The 1,046-nt window shown below is 56.2% G+C and carries 1 protein-coding gene; it reads right to left on the bottom strand.

Annotated features, from left to right (window positions below; genetic code table 11):
- Nucleotides 1-792 (bottom strand): SLAC1 anion channel family protein (locus AC1DH9_RS29740; RefSeq protein WP_477809404.1); only part of this gene is annotated, 792 nt, incomplete at its 3' end.
- Between the last annotated feature and the right edge of the window lie 254 nt (nt 793-1,046).

Below are 1,046 nucleotides of genomic sequence, written 5' to 3'. Positions count from 1 at the left end.
ACGGAACACTTTGAAACTCAACACCACGAACAGGAACAGGCCGAAGTAGAACAACACACTGGCAAACCGGTCGATCTCGCCGAACACGTTGGTATATGCCAGGAAACCTACTTCAAACGGTGCAATCAGGACCATCAGCGAAGGCACCATACCTTTGGCCATAGCTGCCTGATGCACCAGCCGCGAAAAGATCCGGGTGAAGAAAACCAGTGCCAGCACCGCACCCACGGCGAGGGCGAAAAGGTTGAATTCTGCGGCCCAAGCCATAGGCATGTGCGCACCGGTTACCGCTATATCGAGGGTGGCGACACCTGGTATCAGCCAGGCAGGTACGGCATTCAACGAATCCTGATTGCCCGACAACAGACGGGAAACCACGAGGCCAGCAAGCAACACGGTCAATACGCTGCCCAGTATCCAGAGAGCCAGTCCAAGCAACTGGCTGTGTGGCGCCGCGACTGCCGAAAGCAGCAACAATGCGATGGTGACGGTGCCAAAAAAGTTGCTGGCGATTGGATGGTTGAACTCGGCCCTTACCGCTTCAGGGTGTTTCACCCATTTGGTCAGGTAACTCAGGGTCAGCAACACGAATACCAGGCCGGCCAGCGCGCCAATCGCTTCTCCCAACACGCCGCCGATGCCGTAATACTGACCGCTCAAGCGCCATGCCAGTCCCAGGCCGGACAAACCCATGACTGAACCGAACAGATTGATGGGCAGGTTTTTGATGGACGTCGTGCTGCGTGGTATCGATTGCTCAACTGCGATGGAGGGGGTGTATGCAGTGTTCATGGCAGTCTCCCGTTTGACTGAATTTGCCGTTGGAGATATTTTCAGCCAAACGACATTTGGCTGAAATGATCTTGAAGCGACGTATTCAGCCAATGATTCGACGAGGACAGACATCATGCGCATAACCCTTCTGGCATTCCCCCGCGTGCAGCTGCTGGACGTCATCGGCCCGGCAGACGTCTTTGCCGAAGCGGCCCGGCAGCTCGGCAATCCGCGCGCCTACCGGGTCGAAGTCATCGGTACTGACAAGGGAA

This window comes from Pseudomonas sp. 05T35, from assembly GCF_056396605.1.
Note: the sequence above shows the minus strand (reverse complement) of the source record. Positions and strands in the feature narration are given on the sequence as shown.